Genomic DNA, 23,783 nt, shown 5'->3' with positions numbered 1-23,783 from the left:
CACTTGCGTAAATGACGTGGGCGGATCAACGGCGATCCAACCACCCCATCAATGCGGCGGCTATGCCATGTAGCCGCTGTCAGGACAACGGCGTCCCCTGATCTGGTCAATGACCGGATTGCGGGACGCCTTTTGTTTTCTCGGAGCAAGCGACGATGAACGGCAAAGCCACCCGCATCCAGTTGTTGAGTCTGCGAAGCCCGCAGATGCGTGCCTTCCACCTGACGTGGATGGCGTTCTTCGTGTGTTTCTTTGCATGGTTCGCGTGCGCGCCGCTGATGCCGGTGATCAAGGGCGAATTCGGCCTCACGCCGGCGCAGATCGCCAATATCAATATCGCCGCGGTGGCAGTGACCATTCTCGTGCGGCTGGTGATCGGCCCGATGTGCGACCGCTTCGGCCCGCGCAAGACCTACACCGGCTTGCTGGCGCTGGGCGCGCTGCCCGTGATCGGCGTGGCGTTCGCGCAGAGCTACGAAACGTTCCTCGCGTTCCGCCTGCTGATTGGCGCCGTCGGTGCGAGCTTCGTCATCACGCAGTACCACACCTCGGTCATGTTCGCGCCCAACGTCGTTGGCACCGCCAACGCGGCAGCGGCAGGCTGGGGCAATGCCGGCGGCGGCGCCGCGCAGGCGCTGATGCCGCTGCTGCTGGGCGCGGTGCTGATGCTTGGCGTGGACCATGCAATGGGCTGGCGCGTGGCGCTGCTGGTGCCGGGCGTGCTGATGCTGGTCATGGCCGTCGTCTACTGGTGCTTCACGCAGGACTGCCCCGAAGGCAATTACTCCGACATGCGCGCCCGCGGCCAGGCCATCACTGGCAAGGATGGCGGCAAGGGCGGCGGCTGGGCCAGCTTCCGCGCCGCCAGCGCCAACTATCGCGTGTGGCTGCTGTTCGTCACCTACGGTGCGTGCTTCGGCGTGGAGATCTTCATCCACAACATCGCCGCCACGTTCTACGTGGACCACTTCGGCCTGAGCCTGAAGGCCGCGGGCCTGGCCGCTGGCAGCTTCGGCCTGCTGGCGCTGTTCGCCCGTGCCCTCGGCGGCTGGCTGTCAGACAAGGCGGCGCGCCGCCGCGGCCTCGATGCACGCTCGACGCTGCTGTTCGTGCTGATCCTCGGCGAAGGCCTGGGCCTGCTCTGGTTCGCGCAGGCCGGCAACGTCGTGATGGCCGTGACTGCCATGCTGCTGTTCGGCCTGTTCACGCACATGGCCTGCGGCGCTACGTATGCGCTGGTTCCCTTTATCGACCGCAAGGCGCTCGGCGGCGTGGCCGGCATCATCGGCGCCGGCGGCAACGTGGGTGCGGTGGCCGCCGGCTTCCTGCTCAAGGGCCTGGGCGACCTGCAGCAAACGCTCACCGTGCTTGGTGTGCTCGCCGCCCTGGCCGCGTTGTGCGCGATCGCCATCCGCTTCAGCGCCGAGCACAAGGCGCAGGAACAGGCGCTGTACGACAGCGCGCTGGCCAACTGAATAGCCCGCATCTCCACCACAACAGCATCCCGAGCAGCACAGACTGACTATCGGACAAGGAACGCATCATGAAACTGATCATCGTCGGCCACGGCATGGTGGGTCACAAATTCCTCGAATGCCTGGCGGAAGCCGGCGCGCAGAACCTGGAAGTGACCGTGCTGTGCGAAGAACCGCGCCCCGCCTACGATCGCGTGCACCTGTCCGAGTTCTTCGCCGGCAAGTCGGCCGAAGACCTTTCGCTGGTACCGGCGGGCTTCTTCGAGCAGCACAACAACATGCTGCTGCGCCTGAACGCCCGTGCAGTGTCGATCGACCGCACCGCGCGCACGGTCACCGTATCGACCGGCGAGACGCTGGCCTATGACAAGCTGATCCTCGCCACTGGCTCCTACCCCTTCGTGCCGCCGGTGCCGGGCAAGGAGCGCAAGGACTGCTTCGTCTACCGCACCATCGAAGACCTGGAAGCGATGCGGGAGTGCGGCGCGCGCTCGAAGCGCGGCGTGGTCATCGGCGGCGGGCTGCTGGGCCTGGAGTGCGCCAAGGCGCTGCGCGACATGGACCTGGAAACGCATGTGGTCGAATTCGCGCCGCGGCTAATGGCCGTGCAGGTGGATGAAGGCGGCGGCCGCATGCTGCGCCAGAAGATCGAAGGCCTGGGCGTGACCGCCCATACCGGCAAGAACACCGTTGAAATCATCGACGGCGCGGACGGCACCCATCGCATGGTGTTTGCCGATGGCACGCACCTCGACACCGACATGATCGTGTTTTCGGCCGGCATCCGTCCGCGCGATGAACTGGCGCGTGCCGCCGGCCTTGCCGTTGGCGAACGCGGCGGCATCACGGTGGACAACAACTGCCGCACCTCGGACCCCGATGTCTACGCGATCGGCGAGTGCGCGCTGTGGCAAGGCAAAATCTACGGCCTGGTGGCCCCGGGCTACGACATGGCCCGTGTCGCCGCGCGTCACCTGCGCGGTGAAGCCGCCGAATTCGCCGGCGCCGACATGAGCACCAAGCTCAAGCTGATGGGCGTGGATGTCGCCAGCATCGGCGATCCGCACGGCACAGTACCGGGCGCCCGGCTCTACCAGTTCAGCGACGACAGCAAGCAGGTCTACAAGAAGCTGGTGGTGTCCGACTGCGGCAAGTACCTGCTCGGGGGCGTGCTGATCGGCGACGCCAGCGAGTACGGCACGCTGCTGCAGATGATGCTGAACAAGATCGAGCTGCCCGAGTCGCCGGAATTCCTGATCCTGCCCGACAGCAGCGGCAAGGCCAAGCCAGCGCTCGGCGCCGACGCGCTGCCCGACACCGCGCAGATCTGCTCGTGCAACAACGTGTCGAAGGGCGAGATCTGCGCCGCGGTGTGCGACGGCGCCACCAGCATCGGCGCGATGAAGAGCTGCACCAAGGCCGGAACTGCCTGCGGCGGTTGCGTGCCGCTGGTCACGCAGATCATGAAGGCCGAGATGAAGAAGCAGGGCATGGCCGTCAACAACCATCTCTGCGAACACTTCCCGTACTCGCGCCAGGAACTCTATCACCTCGTGCGCGTGGGCAAGTTCAAGACCTTCGATGCGCTGCTGGAAGCGCACGGCAAGGGCCTGGGCTGCGACATCTGCAAGCCGACCGTCGGCAGCATCCTGGCCTCGTGCTGGAATGAGTTCGTGCTGAAGGAAGAGCACGCCGCGCTGCAGGACTCCAACGACTACTACCTCGCCAACATCCAGAAGGACGGCACCTACTCCGTGGTGCCTCGCATGCCGGGCGGTGAAGTCACGCCGGAAGGGCTGATCGCCGTGGGACAGGTGGCGAAGAAGTATGGCCTGTACACGAAGATCACCGGTGGCCAGCGTGTGGACCTGTTTGGTGCACGCGCTGAGGAGTTGCCCTATATCTGGGAAGAACTGATTGCCGCGGGCTTCGAATCAGGTCATGCCTATGGCAAGGCGCTGCGCACGGTGAAGTCGTGCGTCGGCTCCACGTGGTGCCGCTATGGCGTGGATGACTCGGTCGGCCTCGCCATCGAACTCGAGAACCGCTACAAGGGCCTGCGCGCGCCGCACAAGATCAAGTTCGGCGTATCGGGCTGCACGCGCGAATGCGCCGAGGCGCAGGGCAAGGACGTCGGTGTGATCGCCACCGAGAAGGGCTGGAACCTCTATGTGTGCGGCAACGGCGGCATGAAGCCCCGCCACGCCGAACTGCTGGCCGGCGACCTGGACCGCGACACGCTGATCCGCTACATCGACCGCTTCCTGATGTTCTACGTGCGCACCGCCGACCGCCTGCAACGCACCAGCGTGTGGCGCGACAACCTGGAAGGCGGCCTCGACTATCTGAAGGACGTCGTGCTCGACGACAAGCTCGGCATTGCCGCCGATCTGGAAGCCGAAATGCAGCACGTGGTCGATACCTACGAAGACGAGTGGAAGAAGGCAGTCACCGATCCCGAGACGCGCAAGCGCTTCCGCCACTTCGTCAACAGCGAACGCCGCGACGACAACCTTGTCTTCATCGAAGAGCGCGGACAGATTCGGCCGGCCACGCCGGAGGAACGGAACTTGCAACGTTCCCGCCTGAGCCACATTCCCGTAGTGGCCGTGCCCGCAAAAGCAGCCTGAATTCAGGTAAACGCAACGAAAGCGAAGGAGAACGTGATGAGCCATACCCACCATCCCGAAACCTGGACTGCGATCTGCACCTTGCGCGAGATCGTGCCCAATACTGGTGTCTGCGCGCTGGTCGACGACCAGCAGGTAGCCGTGTTCCGCATCGGCCGCGGCGAAGACGTGTACGCGATCGACAATTTCGATCCGAACTCGCAGGCAGCGGTGCTGTCGCGCGGCCTGGTGGGCAACATCGGCGAACGCCTGGTGGTGGCATCGCCTATCTACAAGCAGCACTTCGACCTGAGCACCGGCGAATGCCTGGAGGCACCGGAACACTCGGTCAACGCCTACCCGGCGCGCGTCTACGACGGCAAGGTATGGATCGCCGCCAATGTAACGCTGCGCGAAGCCGAAGAAGAACTCGCCGCCTGACACTGCAACCATGTTCCCGATGGAGACCGCGCGCATGACGCCATCCGCCCCCTCGCAGTCCCGCCCCCGGCTGGTCGTCGTCGGCAACGGCATGGCCGGCATGCGCACGGTCGAGGAACTGCTCAAGCTGGCCCCGGACCTGTACGACATCACCGTGTTCGGCGCGGAGCCGCACGGCAACTACAACCGCATCCTGCTGTCGCCGGTGCTGGCCGGCGAGAAGACCGTCGACGACATCATGCTCAATACGCGAGAGTGGTATGCGCAGAACGGCATCGAACTGCTGGCGGGCGACCCCGTGGTGGCGATCGATCGCCCGCGCCGCACGGTGCGTGCGCAGTCCGGGCGCGAGGTGCGCTATGACCGCCTGCTGCTCGCCACCGGCTCGAAGCCTTTCATCCTGCCGGTACCCGGCCACCAGCTCGACGGCGTGATCGCGTTTCGCGATATCCAGGACGTGGAAATCATGCTCGACGCCGCGCGTAACCACCGCCACGCGGTGGTGATCGGCGGCGGCCTGCTCGGGCTGGAGGCCGCCAACGGCCTGCTGCGCCAGGGCATGGATGTCACCGTCGTGCATCTGTGCGACAGCCTGATGGAACGCCAGCTCGACAAGCCCGCCGCCACGCTGCTCAAGGGCGCGCTCGAACGCAAGGGCCTGCGCTTCATGCTGGGCGCGCAGACCGCGGAGATTCTAGGCGATACGCGCGTGACCGGCGTGCGTTTCAAGGACGGCAACGAGATCCCGGCCGACCTGGTGGTGATGACCGCCGGCGTGCGCCCGAACATCGAGCTGGCGGCCGGTGCAGGCCTGCGCTGCGAACGCGCCATCGTGGTCGACGACACGCTGCAGACCTACGATCCGCGCATCTATGCCGTCGGTGAATGCGTTCAGCACCGCCAGGCCACGTTCGGACTGGTGGCGCCGATCTGGGACCAGGCGCGCGTGTGCGCCGCGCACCTGGCCGGTGCGGGCCATCGCCGCTATATCCAGCAGGCCACCGCCACGAAGCTCAAGGTCACCGGCGTGGATCTCTATTCCGCCGGCGATTTCATCGGCGGCGAAGGCAGCGAGGACCTCGTGCTGCGCGACGCACGGCGCGGCGTCTACAAGCGGCTGGTACTGCAGGACGGGCGCCTGATCGGTGCCGTGCTCTATGGCGACGTGCAGGACGGGCCGTGGTACTTCGACCTGATCCAGCAATGCGCACCGGTCGCGGCGCTGCGCCAGCGCCTGCTGTTCGGCAAGGCCCAATGCGAGGCGCTCGCTGCCTGAACGCCATCATCCGACGACAACGACATCGCCCCACGGAGAACGCGTGAATCTGTCCGACATCCCGGTGGTATCCGCCACCCCAACCACCACCACCGCCACCACCTGCCCGTACTGCGGCGTCGGCTGCGGCGTGCGCGCCACGGTGCGCGCCGACGGGCAGGTCGAGATTGCCGGCGACGCGGAGCATCCGTCCAATCACGGCCGCCTGTGCGTGAAAGGCTCGGCACTCGGCGAGACGGTGGACCTGCAAGGCCGCTTGCTGCATCCCAAGGTGCGCCACGAGGACGGCACGCTGGAACAGGTGTCGTGGGACCACGCGCTCGACACCGTGGCGCAGGGTTTCTCGCGCATCGTCCGTGAACACGGCCCCGATGCGGTCGCGCTGTATGTCTCCGGCCAGTTGCTGACCGAGGACTACTACGTCGCCAACAAGCTGATGAAGGGCTTCATCGGCACGGCCAATATCGACACCAACTCGCGCCTGTGCATGTCGTCGGCCGTGGCCGGGCACAAGCGCGCGTTCGGCGAAGACCTGGTGCCGGGCAACTACGAAGACCTGGAGCTGGCCGACCTTGTCGTACTGGTGGGCTCCAATACCGCGTGGTGCCATCCGATCCTCTTCCAGCGCCTGTCGAAGGCCAAGGAAGCGCGGCCGGAGATGAAGATCGTCGCCATCGACCCGCGCCGCACCGCCACATGCGAGCTGGCCGACCTGCACCTGCCCGTGCGTGCGGGCACCGATGTCTGGCTGTTCAACGGACTGCTCAGCTATCTGGCGCGTGAAGGCAAGGCCGACACGGCGTTCGTGGCGGCCAGCACGGCGGGGCTCGACGATGCGCTGCAAGCGACCGTGGACTGCAGCGACCCGAAGGCCGTGGCGCGCGCATGCAAGCTCGATGTCGAGGACGTGCTGGCTTTCTATCGCCTGTTCGCCGATACGGAAAAGGTCGTGACCGCCTTCTCGCAGGGCGTCAATCAGTCATCGGCCGGCACCGACAAGGTCAACAGCATCATCAACTGCCACCTGCTGACCGGCCGGATCGGCCGCGCGGGCATGGGCCCGTTCTCGCTGACGGGGCAACCGAATGCCATGGGCGGCCGCGAAGTCGGCGGCCTGGCGAATATGCTGGCCGCGCATATGGAACTGGCCAATCCGCTGCATCGCGAGATCGTGCAGGACCTGTGGCAATCGCCAGTCATGGCGGATCAAGCGGGCCTCAAGGCGGTGGACCTGTTCAACGCGATCGAGCAAGGGCGGGTCAAGGCGGTATGGGTGATCGCTACCAACCCTGTGGTCAGCCTGCCCGATGCCGACCAGGTGCGCCGCGCGCTCGCGAAGTGCGAACTGGTGGTCAGTTCCGACATCATTGAACGCACCGACACCAATGACGCCGCCCACGTGCTGCTTCCCGCGCTGGGCTGGGGCGAGAAGGACGGCACGGTCACCAACTCGGAGCGTCGTATCTCGCGCCAGCGCGCTTTCCTGCCGGCGCCGGGCGAGGCGCGCGCCGACTGGCGGGTCCTGTGCGACGTGGCCCAGCGCATGGGCTTTGCCGGCTTCGACTACGCCGGCCCGCACGAGATCTTCGACGAACATGCACGGCTGAGCGCGTGGCGCAATGACGAGGCACCGCGCGCATTCGACATCGGCGGCATGGCCGGCATGGACAAGGACAGCTATGACACCTTCGAACCCTTGCAATGGCCCGTGGTGGCCGGTTCGGCGGCCGGAACGCGACGGCTGTTCGAAAACGGCCGCTACGCCCATCCTGATGGACTCGCGCGCTTTGTCGCGACGCGGAGGCGCGCGCCGGCACATGCGCCGGATGACGACTACCCGCTGATCCTCAACACTGGCCGCGTGCGCGACCAGTGGCACACCATGACGCGCACCGGCAAGTCGGCCAAGCTCGCCGACCACCTGCCCGAGCCGTTTGTCGACATGCATCCACAAGATGCGCTCTTGTGCGGCGTGGGCGAAGGCAAGCTCGCGCGCGTGGCCACGCGCTGGGGCGCCATGGTGGCCCGCGTGCGGCACGGCGGCGGCATTCCGCGCGGCAGCGTGTTCGTGCCGATCCACTGGAATGGGCAGTTCAGCTCCGACGCGCGCGTCGGCGCGCTCGTCAACCCGGTGGTCGACCCTGTGTCGGGCGAGCCGGAATTCAAGCACACGCCGGTCAGTGTCGAACCGTTCGGCGTCAACTGGCACGGCTTCGTGCTGAGCCGCCGGGAACTACCGGCCGACACGCTCACCTACTGGACGCGCGTGCAGGGCAAGCGCTTCCAGCGCTATGAATTTGCGGGACGTGAAGCCATTGTCGACCGTGCCGCCTGGGCCCGCAGCCTGCTCGGCGTGACCGATCCGGAGGCAGACTGGCTCGAGTATGAGGATCGCAGCGCCGGCACCTATCATGCGGGCTATGTCGTCAACGACAGGCTGGAAGCGTGTGTGTACGTGGCCACCCGTCCCGAACTGCCGTCCCGGTCCTGGCTGGCCGAGCTGTTCGGGCGCGATAGACTGGAAGACGCTGACCGCATCGGCCTGCTCATGGGCCAGCCCATCGAGAAAGGCGCCGACGCCGGGCCAACGGTTTGCTCGTGCTTCGGCGTAGGCCGCAACACCATCTGCGATGCCGTGCGCAAGCATGGCCTGACGACGCCGGCCGAGATCACCGCCTGCGTAAAGGCAGGTGGCAATTGCGGATCCTGCGTGCCGGAACTGAAGAAGCTGCTGGTGGAGGTTCGGGTCGCGGAAGTGGCTTAGCGCAGCTCTGCTCAGCCTTGGCCATGCCAGGCATCCGCGTGTGCCTGCCCGTCGAACACAAAGCGGTTCCGCCCTGCCCGCTTGGCCTGGTACATCGCGCTGTCGGCCCGGTGCAGGAGCGGCTCCAGCCGCGGCGCATCGGGCGCCGCGCAAACCGCGCCGACGCTGATCGTCACGATCGGCTGCACCGGCGTTCCATGGTGCGGGATGCCGAGTTCGCGCACTGCCTCGACCATAGCCCGCGCCACGGTGCGAGTCTCTTCCTGTGTGGAAGCGGGCAGCACGACTGCAAATTCCTCCCCTCCCAGGCGCGCGCAGAACTGCGTGCCTGCCAGCATCCGCGTCAGCGCGGCAGCGACCTGGCGCAGGCATTCGTCGCCGCGCGGGTGGCCATACAGATCGTTGTACTGCTTGAACAGATCCACATCGAGGATCAGCAGTCCCATCTCTTCACGCCGCTCGAACGCCCGGCTCACCGCGAGCATTGCCTCGCGCTGGAAGTAGCGGCGGTTCGGGATACCGGTCAGCGCGTCGATGTCGAGATCCGCCTGCACGCGCGACAACTGCTCTTCGGTCTGCCCGAGCCGGGCCGTCAGCGCCAGTTCGCGCGACTGGTAGCGGCTGATGTCGAGCAGGAACACCAGCGTGCCGATGCGCTTGCCATCCATGCGCGTTACGGCTTCTGCTGTCAGTTCGAAGTGCGCGCCCGGTGGAATGAACGGGCGTACGGTCTGACTGTCGGCGCTCTGCGGGCGCAGGAACACCTCCTCCCAGCCGGCCGGCACCGGCTGCCCACGGCGCAACGCTGGCACCAGCCTCGCCGCCGCGGGGTTGTATTCGACGATCTTGTCGTCAGCACCGAGGACCACGCATCCCTCCCTCAGCGCATCGAATACGCGCAGGCGCGCGTAGTGGCCAATGTCGTCGAGATGCGTGCGCAATCCGCAGAACCAGACCAGCACCGCCATCAGCGAGAACGTGGCCGGCGTCAGGTCGCCGCCCAGCGGCCCGGTCCAGCGCAGCAGATAGGCGATATGCGTGAGCAGCGGAAAGGCCAGGCTGCCCGCCAGCACCGCCCGCCCGGGCCGCGACAAGGCGTCGTTGGGCACCTCCGCCGTGACGAGGAAGTAGAAGCCCAGCGCGAGCAGCAGATAGGTCCAGGCCGCCATGACGCCATAGCCGGGGCCATGCTCGAAAACGGCACCAGGCGCCACACCCGGCGGCATCAGCGTAATCCGCGTCCATACCAGGTGATGGTGGGTATTGGTCAGCACCAGCACCACGGTCAGCACGGCCATCAGGATCGGGATCGACAACAACGACCATGGCACCACGTAACGCGGCCGGCTCAGGTGGATCATCGCCACCAGCCAGCCGATCGGCACGGCCACGATCCCGAAATACTGGATCTTGGCCCACAGTATCCGCCCGGGCAGGTCGGCGGAACTGATCTCGAGCAGCCGCCCGCCGCTCCAGATCACCACGCCGCCGGCCAGCACCAGGAACGCCTGGATGGTCGGGTCATCGCGCCGCGGCCAGGCCATGACGGCCATGCCGATACTGCATACGACGGCGATGGTCAGGCAGAGGACCAGGGGATACGATGGCATCAGGGCCGGATTCTATTTCGCGAACACGATGTGCATCGTGGTATGGATATCGGAGGCGATCCGGGTTCACCGGGAAAGGCGTATTCGGACATAGCTTACCCTTCCGCCCTCTCGGTCCGATGCACCACCGCCCGCGACTCCTGCGGCGAGAGTTGCATGAAGATCCAGGCCGAAGCACATGTGATCAGCCCCATGCAGATGAATGTCGCGTGAAACGCCGGCAGCACCCCCGATGGCCCGTTGCCGAAGCCATGCTCGAAGGTGGTCAGCAGCGCGCCCGCCGACGTCACCGCGAGACTCATCGACAGCATCTGCACCATCGAAAGCATGCTGTTGCCGCTGCTGGCGCCGGTGCCGCTCAGGTCCTTGAGCGTGACGGTGTTCATCGCCGTGAACTGGATGGAGTTGACCATGCCGAACAGCGCGAGCAGCGGAATCACCGTCCACAGTGGCCGCTGCGGCGTGATCAGCGCGAACGCCGCCATCACGACGCCTACGGCGAACGTGTTGGTGACCAGCACGCGGCGGTAGCCGTGCTGCTCGATCAGGCGCGTGGCGAGGCGCTTGGACGCCATGCCGGCAGCGGTGACGGGCAGCATCATCAGGCCTGCATCGAACGGCGAATAACCAAGGCTCACCTGCAGCGTGAGTGGAATCAGGAACGGCATGGAGCCATTGCCGATCCGCGCGAACAGGTTGCCGAGCAAGCCCACGCTGAAGCTGTGGATGCGAAAGAGCCGCAGCGGAAACAGCGGCTGGCGCCGCTTGCCCGCGTGCAGCACGTAGGCGGTCAGCGCGGCCATGCTGGCGATCAGCAGCATCAGCACGGTGGCGTGCTGGAAGCCCATTTCGGCGAGCCCGTCAAGCGAGAACGACAGCGCCAGCATGGCGACAGCGAGCAGCACATAGCCGGCCACGTCGAAGTGGCCGATGCCGGACTGGCGCGCGTTCGGCATGTACCGCACCGTCGCGAGCGCGCCGAGGATACCGACGGGCACGTTGATCAGGAAGATCCAGTGCCACGACAGCGCCTGCGTGAGCCAGCCGCCCAGCGTCGGGCCGATCAGCGGACCGATCATGCCCGGGATGGCGACGAAACTGAGCGCCTGCAGGTATTGGTCGCGCGGGAACGTGCGCAGCACGGACAACCGGCCCACCGGCAGCAGCATGGCGCCGCCCACGCCCTGCACCACGCGCGCGGCGACCAGGAACGGCAGCGTGCCCGCGTACGCACACAGCAACGAGCCGAGCACGAAGAGCGCGATGGCGGTCTGGAAGATGGTGCGCGTGCCAAAGCGGTCTGCCAGCCAGCCGGAGGCCGGGATGATCACGGCCATGGTCAGCGAGTAGGCGATCACGACCGACTGCATGCGCAGCGGGCTTTCGCCAAGGCTGCGCGCCATGGACGGCAGCGCAGTGTTGACGATGGTGGAATCCAGCGTCTGCATGAAGAAGCCGACCGCCACCACCCACAGCATGATGCGGCGGGTGCGGTCGTCAGGCATGGGCGTGGTCATGGCTGCGTACTCCGAGGTGTTCCGAGGCTGGCCGGACTACCGGCCAAAGCCGCAACCTTAGTTCGGCGGAGGGTGGCGTGGCAAGTCCGCGTGTGTCTTACATCGCGGCGCGCAAGCCAACGAAGAAGCGGCGGCCGGGCGCGGGCTCGAAATACCGGCCGTTGGCCTCGTTGACGATGACCGAGCCGATGTACTTGCGGTCCGTTATGTTGTCGATGCGGCCGAACGCGAACAGGCGCGTCTTGCCGAGGCGGAATTCGTAGCCGGCGCGCAGATTGAACGTGGCATAGCCTGGCGCGGCCTGCGTGTTGAGGTCGTCGGCATAGATGCGGCTGTCTACATGCATCTCGGCGCCAAGCACGAGCGGCGGCAGCGGCCGGCACGCGATGTCGAAGTTCAGGCTGTGGCGTGCCGTGCCGGGCAACCGGTTCCCGGCATTTACGGTCTGTCCCTGCGCGTTGAGGAACGACTCACCGAAATAGGCGGACAGGTAGGTATAGGCCAGCCCGGCCTCGTACCGGCTACCGGCTACGCCATTCGCCGCTGCGCCGACCTGCTCGCCAAAGCCTCCGCGCCAGGCCAGCTCCAGCCCGCGCCGGCGCACCCCATCGACGTTCTGGTAGACCGTGCGGCCGGCATTGTTCGACAGGGGCACGATTTCGTCATGGCTGTCGGCGTCGAACAGCGCCGCCTCCAGCCGCTGGCGCTGCTGCTGCCACTTGACGCCGATTTCGCCTTGGCGGCTGGTGGAAGCCTGCAGCCCGAGGTTGCTGCCAACGCCGCCCGGTCCGTAGGCCACTTCGGTCAGCGTGGGCGATTCAAAGCCTCGGCCGAGGTTGGCGTAGACGTTCAACGTATCCAGTGCATGCCAGACCAGCCCCAGCACCGGGCTGACATTGTTGTACGTGGTGGACCCGCTGTCGTCCGGGCTGGCGGCGGTGACGAAATGGTCGTCGATGCTGAGTTTCACGCGGCTGGCCCGCACGCCGCCCACGAGTTCCCAGGACGGATGGAGGGTCCAGTCGAACTGCGCAAACGCGCCGTAGTCGCTGGCCTTGTCGGTTTCGTCGCGGCGCAGCGCGCCCTGGGTGCCGTTGTTGTTGACGAACCCCGTGCGGCCGTCGCGCATGCCATTGGCCTCCACGCCGGCGGTCCATTGCAGCGGCAGGCCACCGGCGGTGGTTCGCCGCGTCCACGACAGCGCGGCGCCGCCGTAGCTTCGGTCCAGATCGACAATACCGCCGGAAGACGTCGCGGCGATGCCGCTCATGCCGAGCCGCTGGTAAAGCTGGCGCGTGCCCACATAGAGCCGTCCCTGCAGGCTGTCGGCCTGGCTCAGCTTGTGGTCCACCACCACGCCGGCCTGGGTCTGTTCGACGGTCTTGCCAGTATCAAACTGGGTTGCGGCGGGCACGGCCTGGCGCGGGTTGGCATCAGCCTGCGCGCGCGTGAGCCCCAGCGGGTCCTGCGCGAGCGGCTGGTTGAAGTAATTGAACTGGCCCGTCACGCGCGTGGCATCGGTGGGCTGGGCCACGACCTTGGCATTGAGCTGGTAGCGGCGCGCGGCGCTGTGATCGCGGTAGCCGTCGGTCTGGTACGTCCACGCATCCAGCGTGCCGCCGAGCTTGTCGTTGCCGCCGCCGAGCGACACGCCCGCCTGCCACTGGCCATCGGAACCAACCCCGGTCGAGGCACGGCCGGTGAAGCCATCCTTGGGCGGGTCCGGCGTGAACACCTGAACTACGCCGCCCGACGCATTGCCGTACATCTGCGCGAATGGGCCACGCAGGACCTCTACGCGGCTCGCATTGGCCAGATCGGCGGTCGAGGTCTGTCCCTGCCCGTCAGGCATGGTGGCGGGAATTCCATCCACATACAGGCGCACGCCGCGCACGCCGAACGTCGAGCGCGTGCCGAAGCCGCGCACGGAAAGCTGCAGGTCTTGCGAATAGTTCTGACGGTCGCGCACGGCCACACCGGGCACACCGGTCAGCACCTCGGAAAGGTTCACGAGCGGCGATGTGGCGCGCAGCGCATCGACAGGAACACTGTCCACGGCTGCAGGAGCATCGAAACGCCGTTGTTCGCTGCGCGACGCGCTGACGACGACATCAGGCAGCGCCACATCCGGCTCGGCGGCCGCTGACTGGCCCGCTGCGGCCAGGCTGGCCAGCAGGCTGAACACTGATGCCGCCGAATGGCGGGTAACGATACGCCGGATTGCCAGTACCTGCCTGCCGCCTGTCGTCATCGGTGTGGAGCGGTTGGAAGCTGGCGCGGTCGTGGAATCCATCCGGCGCCGGGTTGGGTGGATGCGGGATAACTTTATATGGTCTGCGCGGGATTTGCCATGCGACGGGTTGCGGGAAAACCCCTTTTCGCGGCGGCAGCGATATATCAAAAAATTTCAATGACTCATTTCGAGACAAGCCACCGCCGCCCTTCCGCATCCGCCTAAACTTCTTTCAACGGCAGCAACTGCAACGCATAGCCGGCAAAAACCAAGATTCAACTGTTTTGTTTATCGAGTGAGGCAACACACCATGAACACCCACCAAACCCGCGTCGCCATCGTTTATCACAGCGGCTACGGCCACACCGCGAAGCAGGCGCAGGCCGTTGCACGTGGCGCCGGCAGCGTCGAAGGCGTGGAAAGCCTGCTGATCAGCGTCGACGATATCGACCAACACTGGGACACGCTCGAAGAGGTCGACGGCATCATCTTCGGATCGCCGACCTACATGGGCAGTGCCTCGGCACAGTTCAAGGGGTTCATGGATGCGACCTCGCGCAATGTCTTCGCCAAGGGTGGCAAGTGGGCGAACAAGGTGGCAGCGGGCTTTACCAATTCGGCCTCGCGTTCGGGCGACAAGCTAGCCACGCTGCAGCAGATCTCCATCTTTGCGGCCCAGCATGGCATGCACTGGGTGAACCTTGGCCTCCCTCCGGGCCACAACAATTCAAAGTCGACCGAGGATTCGCTGAACCGCCACGGCTTCTTCCTGGGCGCCGCCGCGCAGTCCAATGCCGATGAAAGCGCCGATGTGGTGCCGCCGCTGGCTGACCTGCGCACCGCCGAGCATCTGGGCGCACGCGTCGCCGAAGTGGCGCAACAACTCGCCGCGGGCCGCCGGGCGCTTGCCACGCTCAAGCAGGCGGCCTGACGCGAGCAGCGCTGCCTGCCGAAAGGCAGGTGGAAATACTGGATCAGGTTGACCTTCCGCAATGAGGGCCGCGGCAGCCGCGGCCGTCTGTTCGCAAAGCCCCAGAGTTGCTACGCCTCGCGGCGGGCTTCGCCGCACGCGACGGCAACCCGGCTAGGGCCGGATGACGCCGGCGGGCGCTTCGCGCTGGTACAGGGCCTCGACGAGCGCTTCCCGGTTGGAAAGCACGGCCCGCTGGTTCAGCGTGCCCTTGTCGGTGATCTCGCCACGATCGATCGAGGGCGGCTCGTCCACGGGCAACAGGCTTGCCACCCGGGTCGCGCTGCCCGTGGCCGACTGGTTCAGCGTGTGCAGAAGCGCCGCAAATGCGGCACGCACTGGCGGCGAGCCCAGGACCTCGTGTGGCGTCGCACCCGTTGGCAAGCCTGCCAGCCTACGGCAGTCCTCCATGCGCGGAAAAACCAGCAGGCCAATGGCGTCGCGATTCGATCCGGCCACCACCACGTCCTGCACGTACGGCGCCCCAGCAGCGATCACTCGCGCCCGCAATGGCCCGACACTGACGAAGGTGCCCGAGCTGAGTTTGAAGTCCTCCGCGATCCGCCCGTCAAACATAAGCCCGAGTTCCGGCCGCTCGGCATCGTAGAAACGCAGCGCGTCGCCGCTGCAGTAGTAGCCTTCCTCGTCGAACGCGGCCTGCACGCCGGCGTCCCGATGACGCCAGTAGCCCGCCATGACGTGCGGCCCGCGAAAGCGCGCCTCCAGCTTGCCGTCGACGGGCACCAGCTTGAGTTCGCAGCCTGGCGCCGGCGTGCCCACGTAGCCGGCCCGCGTGATGGGTGCCGTGGTGAACAGGCAGCATGGCGATGTTTCGGTCATGCCCAATCCGGCCATGATGCGGATGCGCTCGCCGCAATGTGTTTCGGTGACGCGCTCGAGCCGGTCCCAGGCCTCCTGCGACAAGCCTGCGCCGCCGAAGAAGTAGATATTGACGCGCGAAAAAAACTTATCGCGCAAGGCCGCATCGCGCTCCAGCGCGAGACCCAGTTCCTCCCAGCCCTTGGGCACGGTCAGGTAAGCGGTCGGCGCGATCTCCCTCAGGTTGCGCAGCGTTTCCTCGAACCGCCCGGCGACGGGCTTGCCGTGGTCGATGTACATCGTGCCGCCGTTGTACAGCACGATGCCGAAATTGTGGCTGCTGCCGAACGTATGGTTCCAGGGCAGCCAGTCAACCAATACCGGCGGGGTGCTGGCGAATTCCGGAATGGTCTGGCGCAGCATCTGCTGGTTGCTGCACAGCATTCGCTGCGTCGTCGGCACCGCCTTCGGCTGGCGGGTGGAACCGGACGTGAACATGAATTTCGCGATCGTGTCCGGCCCTGTCGCGGCGTGGGCGACATCAACGCTGACCGGCGTCGTCCGCAACAATGCATCGAACGCGGTGGCCGAGCGACCCGGACGCCGGCCATCGCGGGTGACGACCTCGACATCTGCCGGCACAACCGCCGCAATGGCGCGCGCAAACGCGTTCCCGTCCGCGGCATAGACGAGCCCAGGCGTCAGCACCGAAAACACATGGCGCAGCTTGCCGAAATCCGTTGAAACCAGCGAGTAAGGCGCGGACACCGACGAAAAGGGAACGCCCGCCCACATGGCGCCGAGCGAGAGCTGCAGATGCTCGAGGTCATTGTCCGAAAGAATGGCCAATGGCCGCTCAGCGGAAAGCCCGCGGTCCAGCAGCGCCTGCCCAATCGCGCGTGCGCGCTCAAGCATCTGCGCATAGGTGATCGTCATCCAGCCACCGTCCGCCCCCCGCTCGGCCACCAGTACGCGGTCGGGGTGATGCTCCGCGCCACGCACGAGACAATCCGTCATGCGCTGCGGATATGGCTGCAGTGCCTCGCTGGACCGGATGTGCCAGATATCGCCATCCCGGCTGACCAGCGCAGCGGAGTCGGCCACATGGACCGCCCGATATCGCGGAACGGGCGAGGCGCCAGCATCGATCGGGATGCCGGGGGAAGGGGCTGCTTTTGTCTCGACGTCGCTCACGTCCTGTCTCCTGCCATGCTTGTGCTCCCGGCCGTGCGCGGCCGGGTGTAACCGCCGGTCGCGCTGCCGGCTATTCAGATCGGGTAATGCCGCGGCCCACTTTGGATCGTAATCCATCGCAACTCCGTGAAGGCATCGACCGACGCCTTGCTGCCGAAGCGGCCATAGCCGCTGCCTTTCACCCCGCCGAAAGGCATCTGCGCTTCGTCGTGAACCGTTGGCCCATTGATGTGGCAGATGCCGGATTCGATCCGCTTTGCCACGGCCAGGGCGCGCGGCACATCGCGGCTGAATACGGCGGCCGACAAGCCGAACTCACTGTCGTTGGCCATCTGGATCGCCGCCTCATCGCTGTCGACGCGCGCCACGGTCACGACCGGCCCGAACGACTCCTCGCGGTAGAGCGCCATCTCCGGCGTGACGCCGTCGACAATCGCCGGCTGCAGGATGGCGCCGTCGCCATGCAGGCCCACCGGCAGCCGGGCGCCCTTTGATCGCGCATCTTCCACGAGCGCGCGGATGCGCTGCGCGGCTTGCGTGCTGACCAGTGCGCCCAGCACCGAAGACGGATCGGACGGATCGCCGGCCCGGAGAGTGCGCGCCTTGGCCGCGAGTTTCTCGACAAAGAGGTCGGCTACGGCGCGCTGGGCGATCACGCGCTCGGTGGACATGCAGATCTGCCCCTGGTTGAAGAACGCACCGAATGCCACGGCCTCGACCGCGGCGTCGAGGTCGGCATTGTCCAGCACGATAACGGGTGCCTTGCCGCCGAGTTCCAGCAATGCCGGCTTGAGGTGCTTTGCCGCATGCTGCGCGATGATGCGTCCGACATGGGTTGAGCCGGTGAAATTCACCCGCCGTACGGCCGGGTGTGCAATCAGCGTCTCGACAATGGTGGCCGCGTCCTCCGGCGCATGGGTCACCACGTTCACCACGCCGCTGCCGAGCCCGGCTTCCTCCAGCACGGTACCGATCATCCGGTGCAGGGCCGGGCAGGCCTCCGATGCCTTGAGCACGACCGTATTGCCGCAGGCTAGCGGCATGGCAAGGGCACGTGTGGCGAGAATCACCGGCGCGTTCCACGGGGCGATGCCGAGCACCACGCCGCACGGCTGGCGCACCGCGAGCGCCAGGCTACCCGGTACGTCCGACGGAATGACACTGCCGTCGATCTGCGTGGTCATGGCGGCGGCCTCGCGCAGCATATCGGCCGCCAGCATCACGTTGAAGCCGATCCAGTTGGGCATCGCACCGGTTTCCGCTGCTCCGGCGGCAATGAATTCGTCGGTGCGACTGTCCATCATGTCGGCCGCCCTGAGCAGGCGCTTGCGGCGCTCACCCGGTCCGAGCGCCGCCCATGCGGGAAAGGCGGCTGCCGCCGCTTCGACCGCGGCGATGGCGTCCTCCGGTGTCGCGGCGGGCGCGCGGGACGCCACCACGTCAGTGACGGGGTTGCGGCGTTCGAAAGTAGCACCATTGGCGGCGGGCCGGTCCTGGCCGCCGATCAGCATGGTCAACGCGTTCATGAAGTCATGTCTCCAGGCGGGCCCCGCACGCTGCGAAGCCCGCTTCCTGTCGGGGGGCTTGTCAAGGGGCGCTCTACGGCGCCCCGCGGCCTCAGGCGCGCTTGTAGGCTTGCAGGCCCGGCTTGATCGACTTGTCGTCGAGGAACTGCTTGAGGCCCTGTTCGCGTCCGTGCTCGGGGTCGCGCAGTTGCGCCTGGTCGAGCTTGGCGTACAGGTAGTCCTCGTTCTGCTCCCAGGTCAGTTCGCGGCTGCGCTTGAAGCCGTGCTTGGCGGCGCGCAGCACGACGGGGTTCTTCTCCAGCAGCTTGCCGGCCAGTTCCAGCACGTGCTCACGCAATTGCGAGCGCGGCACGCTCTTGTTGACCAGGCCCATCGCGGCCGCCTGCTGGCCCGTGAAGGTGTCGCCGGTCATGATGTAGTGCAGCGCCTGGCGATGTCCGACCGTATCGGCCATCGCCTTGCTGACCAGGTTGCCCGGCGGGATGCCCCAGTTGATTTCCGACAGGCCGAACACGGCCTCATCGGCGGCAATCGCGAGATCGCATGCGACCAGAGGCGAAAAGCCGCCGCCGAAGCACCAGCCGTTGACCATCGCGATGGTCGGCTTCGCATACATGCGCAACAGCTTCCATTGCCACTGGCAGGCGTCGCGGCGGATCTTCTCCTGCAGGATCTCGGGGCCGGCGTCGACTTCGCGGAAATACTCCTTGAGATCCATGCCGGCGGTCCATGCGTCGCCGGCGCCCGTCAGCACCACCACCCTGGCATCGGCGTCGAGTTCGAGCGCTTCGAGTACCTGGATCATCTCGCTGTTCAGGGTCGGGCTCATCGCGTTGCGCTTTTCGGGGCGGTTAAACATTACCCATGCAATGCCCTCTTCCACGCTGACCTTTACGGTCTTCCAGCGTCCTTCGTAATTGGCCATGTTCGTCTCCTTGATGACTGGTCGGCGGTTCGTCGTGGAATCAATTTAATATCAGGTTACCTGATATTGCAAGCGAAATCCGACCGACCTCGTGAAAACCCTTACCTGGGATATGCCATGACGTGACGGCGCGTCTAGAAGACGTGCTTCACACCCGCCATGAAGCCGAATTGGGAGCCGCCCGGCGTGGGATTGCCGCCCGCGGCACCGCTGCTCACGGACAGCGCGAGCTGACCGTCGTTGTTGATGTAGCCGGCCGTGCCGTAGACCGACGTCCGTTTCGACAGCGCGTACGTCCCGCGCAGCGCGTAGAGCAGCGCCTTGTTGTCGCTGTGGCGATACCTCAGGTAGTTGACCTGGCCCGCGATCGTGAAGGCAGGCGTCACGTCATACGCTGCGCCGGCGTAATACAGTTCGCTGCGCGCGGTCGGACTTCCTTCATTGTTGCGACTGAGCACCCCGACACCGATCTTCGTGCGATCAAACAAGGCGTAGCCGCTGACGGAGAGCCGGTCATCCTTCAGTCCGCTGCTGGTCAGGCCGGCAAACGCGCCCGGCCCGCCGCGCAACGAGTCGTATGCCGCCGACACGCCCCAGTTTGCGGTCGCATACTGGATCAGCGCGGACCATTCGCGGCAAGCGGACTTGTCAGCCGGATTCTCGCCCGCGCAGTTCGTACCGACCGGGCTGGGGCCCGCGTTGACGGTGTCGCGTCCGAAGCTGTAGGTTGCGCCCAGAGTCAGGCCGCCGAAGGTGCCCTTGTACGAAACTGCGTTGTCGGCCCGCGCGTTGGGAATGTAGCTGTCCAGCGAACCGGTGCCGTAGACCTGCGGCCCGAGGATATCCGCGTCCAGCATCGCCCAGAACAGCATCGTGTACTGGCGTCCCAGCGCGACCTGTCCCCAGTTGCCGGACAAGCCAACGAGTGCCTGGCGGCCGAACAGCCGGCCACCCTGGCCCGACGTGCCGGAGTCCGCAGCAAACCCCGATTCCAGCACGAACACGCTCTTCAGGCCGCCACCGAGGTCCTCCGTGCCACGCAGGCCCCAGCGCGACGGCACGGTACCCGTGACGTTCGGTACGCGTACCACGCTGTCCTTGTTGGCGCCGATCGAACCCACGTACTCGACGCCGGTGTCCACGACGCCATAAAGCGTCACGGATTGCGCGGTGGCGACCGCAGGCAACGCCGCCAGCGCCGCCAGCGCCAGGAACCCCCGGCCGGCACGGTGAATGTTCTTGCGTTTCATTGTCTCGCTTTCTCCTTCCTTCTCTTGTGATCTCTTGTTGCCCTGGTCAGTCTTTAGCCGCGGGCCGCTGCAACAGCAGCAATGCGGCAACGGCGGAGATGATGGTGATCGGAATACTTGCGCCGATGATCGTGCTCGCGTTCTTGCCCATGGCCAGCAGTTGCCCCGCCAGCATGGGTCCCGCGATGGACCCGAGCCGCCCCACCGCGACTGCGGTGCCCACGCCGGTGCCGCGCACCGCCATCGGGTAATACGCGGCTGCCAGCGCATAGAGCACCGACTGCGCACCAATGACGAACAGGCCTGCCAGGAAGGCGCCGAGTGCCATCCAGGTCATGCCCGAAGCGGCCGCCAGCGTGGCGAGCGCGACGATAATCCCCGCATACATGCCCGACACCACCGCACGCGGGCGACCCTTATCCATCAGCATCCCGATGCCTAGCGCACCGACGCCACCGCCGATGTTGAACACGATCTGCACTACACCCGCCTGTGGCCGGCTCAGGCCGTTCGCCACCATCAGCGACGGCAGCCAGTTCAGCAGGAAATACAGCACGATCAGGGTGAAGAAGTAACTGATCCAGATGCATGCGGTGGCCATCGCGCGGCGCTCCCCGAAGAGCGCCCACGCCACCGGCGGCGGCTTCACCGACTCACCGTGCGGCGGATCGAAACGACGCGAGTCCTGCAGCATCAGCAGCAGCGGCACGACGAGCAGCGGCCCAAAGCCGCCGACATAGAAAATGTGGCGCCATCCGGTGTCTCCGGCGGAGAGAATGCCAATCACCGCCGCCACGGCGCCGCCGAACGGGATGCCGCAGTACATGATGCTGACGGCGGTATTGCGCAGCCTGGCCGGCACCGATTCCGAGCAGATCGCAATCAGGTTCGGCATGGCGCCGCCCAGACCCATGCCGGTGGCGACACGGATGGCCAGCAGGCTCCAGAAGTCGACGGTGTGCGCCGTCGCGATGGAAAAGATGCCGAACAGCGCGGTGGCTACGATCAGCACACGCTTGCGTCCGATGCGGTCGGCCAGCCGTCCGCCCAGCATGGCGCCGGGCAGCAGGCCGAACGTCCCGGCGCTGAACGCCAGTCCCATCTCGCTGACCGACAGGCCGAACTCCCGCGCCATGCGGGGCGCGGCGACACCGATCGACTGCAAATCGAGCCCTTCCAGCAGCGCGACGACAAAGCAGAGACCGAGCGTCAGCGCCGCGCCCGAGGTTGCCTCGGCGCGTACTACGGTTGAAGTTTGCATGGTGGTTCCTTGCTTGGTGCGGAAGTCAGAGGCAGCGGAAGTTGGCCGCATCGTTGATGTCGCCGGAGCCGGCGTAGCGCGCCGTCTTCGGATACGCGCACAGCGGCCGCGTACGGTCAGCGCTTCCAGTGTTCCAGGCGGCCGGTACTTCGGCATTCGGCACCGCGTTGACCGCGCCGCGCGCCGTGGCCACGACACTGTCGGGCGCCTTGCCCTGCTCAACCCATGCCACGAGCGGGGTGATCATGTCGAACTGGTCCGCGGTCGGGCCGCCCGAGCAGTGGTTCATTCCCGCGACCGGGAAGAACCGCGCGAAGTTGCTGGCATCGCCTCCGTTCGCTGCCGCGAGGCGCTCGTACCAGTCAGTGGTGTCGTTGGAGGAGAACACCGGATCGCTGGTGCCGTGATACACAATCAGCTTGGCGCCACGGTTCTTCAGCACCGACAAATTGGTCTCGTCGGGTGGCGTCATGAACGACCAGGGCGATTCGGCATAGACGCCGTTGGTCGCAAAGATCTTCGGCGCATCGACGTCCATGCTGAAGTTGAACGCATAGGCCTTCAAGGCACTATTGGTGGATGCCGGTGCGGGGGGCACCGTGAAGACGAAGGCCAGCGCCCCCGGATCGCGCGTGACCGACATCGTCTGCTTCCATTGCGCCCAGTTGGTCCCGCTGATTCCCGCGTCGAACGGGAAGCTGGCATAGAGCGATTGCCCGGCACCGTTGCGTGCCCCCGCGAAAATATTGCCAAGGGCTGTCTTCTGCGCGTCCGTGAGGCAAGTGCCATCGCGCGCGCCGGAGCAGCTGCGCACATCGTTGGCGAGGCTGAACTGCGCCTGGCACGCCTTCAGGTCGTGGACCATGCCATCCGTGGCGCCATCCAGCGCGTCGCACTTTGCGAGCACGCGCGTTGCGATCAACGATGCCTCCGCCAGCGTCAGCGCCGTCGAAATATCCGGCAGGCCATCGGTGCCCAGGCTGGAAACCGTGGCGAGCTGCTGCGCGCCATACACTTGTGCCACGGCCGCCTTTGGCAAGTGGAAACCGGGGTCGCCAGCGAGGATGCCGTCGTACTGGGCCGCCAGCCGCGCAGCCGCCACCATCGCGTGGCGTCCGCCGTTGGAGCAGCCGCCGAAGTAGCTGCGATCGGGACCCTTGCCGTAGGCCTGCCCGATCAGCGCCTTGGCCATCGGCGTCAGCGTCGCCGCCGCGTTGTAGCCATAGTCGATGCGCGCCTGCGGATCCAGGCCGAACAGCGGATTCTGGCTGCCGCTGTGACCGGCGTCCGAGCTGATGACAGCAAAGCCCATGGCAAGCGCCCCGGTCACCGGGCCGCCACCGAAAGTGCCGAGCGCAGTGGCAACGCTTCCGTCCAGTCCGCCGTTGGCCTGGTAGAACAGCCGGCCGTTCCAGGATTTCGGGATGCGCATCTCGAAGCCGATGGCATAGGTGTTGCCGTCCACCGGACTCACGCGCGAATTCATTTTGCCTGTGATCAGGCAATGCTCGGCGACGTCCCTGCCGCCGATCTTGACCGCGCCGGCCGCTACCGTACTGACCGCCGTCACCGATGTGTTCTGAAACGCCAGGCGGCCTGCAAGGCTTTCGCACGCGGCGCTCATCGTAGTGCCGGTCGCTGGCGAGAGTGAAGGCAACCCGGTGGAGGAAGCCGGTGAGGACGCCCGGGCTGTGGTGTCGCCGGATTCGTCCCCACTACCGCATCCCGTCAACGAGACGAGCGCCATCGCGGCGGCCGCCAAGGCGCCGCCGGCAAGGATTTGCTGCATGGATGTCTCCCTTATTGTCAGATCGTGGCCGGTGTGGCGGCAGGAATCACTGCCGCCCCCGGCTGCTGCGGAGGTCAAGTGCCGCTTCGCGTGGTTGCGCAGGCGCTTCGTCGGCATGCCAACG

General features: G+C 66.2%; 15 protein-coding genes. 6 read left to right on the top strand and 9 right to left on the bottom strand.

Annotated elements, in window-relative coordinates; all coding sequences use genetic code 11:
* The first annotated feature begins 155 nt into the window (after positions 1-155).
* The 5 genes from ACIGJG_RS24610 to ACIGJG_RS24590 all read left to right on the top strand — a co-directional run bounded on the left by ACIGJG_RS24610 (position 156) and on the right by ACIGJG_RS24590 (position 8,565).
* The gene (locus ACIGJG_RS24610) at positions 156-1,475 is read left to right on the top strand and encodes an MFS transporter (RefSeq protein WP_140950837.1); all 1,320 of its coding nucleotides are present in this window, start codon (positions 156-158) and stop codon (positions 1,473-1,475) included.
* A gap of 68 nt (positions 1,476-1,543) precedes the next feature.
* Positions 1,544-4,105, top strand: coding sequence for a nitrite reductase large subunit NirB (gene nirB / locus ACIGJG_RS24605; RefSeq protein ID WP_483673121.1), 2,562 nt, complete (start codon positions 1,544-1,546; stop codon positions 4,103-4,105).
* A gap of 36 nt (positions 4,106-4,141) precedes the next feature.
* Positions 4,142-4,525: a nitrite reductase small subunit NirD gene (gene nirD, locus ACIGJG_RS24600; RefSeq protein WP_011300975.1), complete on the top strand. Its 384-nt coding sequence runs from the start codon at positions 4,142-4,144 to the stop codon at positions 4,523-4,525.
* A 34-nt stretch (positions 4,526-4,559) separates the two neighbouring features.
* Positions 4,560-5,801: an NAD(P)/FAD-dependent oxidoreductase gene (locus ACIGJG_RS24595; protein ID WP_220630121.1), complete on the top strand. Its 1,242-nt coding sequence runs from the start codon at positions 4,560-4,562 to the stop codon at positions 5,799-5,801.
* Between the two features lie 43 nt (positions 5,802-5,844).
* Entirely contained in the window at positions 5,845-8,565 is a 2,721-nt protein-coding gene (locus tag ACIGJG_RS24590; RefSeq protein ID WP_483673119.1) for a molybdopterin-dependent oxidoreductase, read from the top strand.
* Between the two features lie 11 nt (positions 8,566-8,576).
* On the opposite strand, the gene ACIGJG_RS24585 is transcribed toward ACIGJG_RS24590, so the two are convergent.
* The 3 genes from ACIGJG_RS24585 to ACIGJG_RS24575 all read right to left on the bottom strand — a co-directional run bounded on the left by ACIGJG_RS24585 (position 8,577) and on the right by ACIGJG_RS24575 (position 13,943).
* Entirely contained in the window at positions 8,577-10,175 is a 1,599-nt protein-coding gene (locus tag ACIGJG_RS24585; RefSeq protein ID WP_011300978.1) for a histidine kinase N-terminal 7TM domain-containing protein, read from the bottom strand.
* Between the two features lie 95 nt (positions 10,176-10,270).
* The gene (mdtD, locus tag ACIGJG_RS24580; RefSeq protein WP_011300979.1) at positions 10,271-11,692 is read right to left on the bottom strand and encodes a multidrug transporter subunit MdtD; all 1,422 of its coding nucleotides are present in this window, start codon (positions 11,690-11,692) and stop codon (positions 10,271-10,273) included.
* 97 nt (positions 11,693-11,789) lie between these two features.
* Complete coding sequence (locus ACIGJG_RS24575) at positions 11,790-13,943, bottom strand: TonB-dependent receptor family protein (RefSeq protein ID WP_483674039.1); 2,154 nt, start codon at positions 13,941-13,943, stop codon at positions 11,790-11,792.
* 292 nt (positions 13,944-14,235) lie between these two features.
* Between ACIGJG_RS24575 and ACIGJG_RS24570 the strand changes: the two genes are divergently transcribed.
* A complete protein-coding gene (locus ACIGJG_RS24570; protein ID WP_011300981.1) occupies positions 14,236-14,856 on the top strand; it encodes a flavodoxin family protein in 621 nt (206 codons plus the stop codon).
* A gap of 153 nt (positions 14,857-15,009) precedes the next feature.
* Here the strand turns inward: ACIGJG_RS24570 and ACIGJG_RS24565 are convergent, their stop codons facing one another.
* The 6 genes from ACIGJG_RS24565 to ACIGJG_RS24540 all read right to left on the bottom strand — a co-directional run bounded on the left by ACIGJG_RS24565 (position 15,010) and on the right by ACIGJG_RS24540 (position 23,659).
* Positions 15,010-17,025 (bottom strand): feruloyl-CoA synthase, encoded by a 2,016-nt coding sequence (locus tag ACIGJG_RS24565; RefSeq protein WP_483673118.1) that lies wholly within the window; start codon positions 17,023-17,025, stop codon positions 15,010-15,012.
* Entirely contained in the window at positions 16,983-18,434 is a 1,452-nt protein-coding gene (locus ACIGJG_RS24560) for an aldehyde dehydrogenase (RefSeq protein WP_483673117.1), read from the bottom strand. Before ACIGJG_RS24560 ends, ACIGJG_RS24565 begins: the two co-directional genes overlap by 43 nt.
* Before the next feature lie 91 nt (positions 18,435-18,525).
* Positions 18,526-19,359: a p-hydroxycinnamoyl CoA hydratase/lyase gene (locus ACIGJG_RS24555; RefSeq protein WP_011300984.1), complete on the bottom strand. Its 834-nt coding sequence runs from the start codon at positions 19,357-19,359 to the stop codon at positions 18,526-18,528.
* Between the two features lie 134 nt (positions 19,360-19,493).
* Positions 19,494-20,609 carry a porin gene (locus ACIGJG_RS24550; protein WP_483673116.1) on the bottom strand — a complete coding sequence of 372 codons (1,116 nt, stop codon included), beginning with the start codon at positions 20,607-20,609 and terminating at the stop codon, positions 19,494-19,496.
* Positions 20,610-20,655: 46 nt separating this feature from the next.
* Positions 20,656-21,870, bottom strand: a complete 1,215-nt coding sequence (gene mhpT, locus ACIGJG_RS24545) for a 3-(3-hydroxy-phenyl)propionate transporter MhpT (protein WP_011300986.1) — start codon at positions 21,868-21,870, stop codon at positions 20,656-20,658.
* Positions 21,871-21,895: 25 nt separating this feature from the next.
* On the bottom strand, positions 21,896-23,659 hold the full coding sequence (locus ACIGJG_RS24540; RefSeq protein ID WP_140951791.1) for a tannase/feruloyl esterase family alpha/beta hydrolase: 1,764 nt from the start codon (positions 23,657-23,659) through the stop codon (positions 21,896-21,898).
* Positions 23,660-23,783 lie beyond the last annotated feature (124 nt).

Source organism: Cupriavidus sp. C1SS-2L (assembly GCF_057073735.1).
Note: the sequence above shows the minus strand (reverse complement) of the source record. Positions and strands in the feature narration are given on the sequence as shown.